The following is a 1,399-nucleotide window of genomic DNA, read 5'->3' as shown; positions in this document are numbered from 1 at the left end:
CGCCGTCCTGATGGTGACCGTCGTGGCCGGCGGCGTCGCCGCCTGGCGGGTCTTCGACCGGACGCCGCCGGGCGAGAACCCGGCGGGCGCCGCCACCGGCCCGAGCGCCAGCACCGCCGCCGTGGCCGCCGGCTTCGACCGGTGCGGCGACGCGCTCTGTCCGACCGGGCCGCTCTGCTGGGGCGGCACCCTGGCGAACAACGGCAAGGCGGCGCCGACCTGGCCGCTGGACTGCAAGAAGAGCCACGTCTGGGAGACCTTCGCGGCGATTCCGCTGCCCGCGGATGCCGTCGGCACCCGCGAGGACGAACTCAAGCGGTGGCCCTCCATCGCCGCCGTGTGCTCGCCTTCGCTGCTGGCGTCGCGGAGCCGGAAGCCCGGCGCCACCAAGGGGTGGGAGCTCGACGCGTGGCCGATGCAGGTCGGCGACGGCCCGCGCCTGGTCCACTGCATCGCCCGCCCCGAGGACGGGGACTCGAAGGGCGCCGCGTTCTGAGCCCAGGGATCACCGGGCCGCGGTGACGGCGAGCCGCCCGTCGTGCAGTTCGAAGCGGGCGTCCACCTGGTCGAGGCCGTCGGTGCGGTGGGTGAGCAGCAGCACCGTGTGCCCGGCGGACGCCGCGAGCAGGTCGTCCATCAGCGCCTCGGCGCCGGCCTCGTCGAGCCCCTCGGTCGGCTCGTCGAGGATCAGCAGGTCGGGCGCGGCGAGCAGGGCCCGCGCGGTGGCGAGCCGGCGCCGCTGACCGCCGGAGATCGTGCCGCCGCCGGTGCCGAGCCAGCTGCCGAGGCCGTCGGGCTGCTGCGCCAGCCAGCCGTCGAGCCGCACCCGGGCCAGGGCCGCGTGCAGCTCACCGTCGGTCGCGCCGGGCCGGGCCAGCCGCAGATTCTCCCGTACGGTCGACGCGAAGACGTGGTCGGTCTCGTCGCCGACGAGCACGGTGCGGCCCACGCCGGTGACCGTTCCGGCCCGGGGGTCGAGCAGTCCGGCGAGCACCGCGGCGAGTGTCGACTTGCCGCCGCCGGACGGCCCCAGGACGGCGATCCGGGATCCGGCCGGCAGGTCGAGGTCGAGATCGCGCAGCGCCGGCTCCCGGCCCGGGTCCCAGCCCGCGCAGAGCCCGCGGAGCCGCACGTCGCCGGCGGGCGACGCCGGGCGGGGCGAGGCGGCCGGCGGCTCGGCGGCGATCTCGGCCAGCCGGGTCCGGTCGCCGGCACCGCCCTGGGGACCGCCCGCGGCGGCCTGTCCCACGAGTGGGCGACCGTGCTGCTGCTCGCCGTCGTCGCCCTCGGCGAACCCGTCGCGGCACTGCCCGGCGCGGCCGTCGCGCGACGGCGGGCGGCGGGCGCCCTCTTCGGCCCCGGGCGGGGGTGGGTGCGGGAGTTCGGAAGAGCTCACGTC

2 protein-coding genes are annotated in these 1,399 nt (G+C 78.0%); one reads left to right on the top strand and one right to left on the bottom strand.

Annotated features, from left to right (window positions below; translation table 11 throughout):
• Window positions 1-496 (top strand): hypothetical protein (locus tag AB0F10_RS45680; RefSeq protein ID WP_360640894.1); only part of this gene is annotated, 496 nt, incomplete at its 5' end.
• Between the two features lie 9 nt (window positions 497-505).
• Here AB0F10_RS45680 and AB0F10_RS45675 read toward each other — a convergent pair.
• A partial coding sequence (locus tag AB0F10_RS45675; protein ID WP_360640892.1) for an ATP-binding cassette domain-containing protein occupies window positions 506-1,399 on the bottom strand: 894 nt, incomplete at its 5' end.

It is taken from the genome of Actinoplanes sp. NPDC026623 (assembly GCF_040638275.1).
In the GTDB taxonomy this organism is placed as follows: Bacteria; Actinomycetota; Actinomycetes; order Mycobacteriales; family Micromonosporaceae; genus Actinoplanes.
The sequence above is the reverse complement of the archived record's forward strand: the minus strand, read 5'-3'. Positions and strand labels throughout refer to the sequence as shown.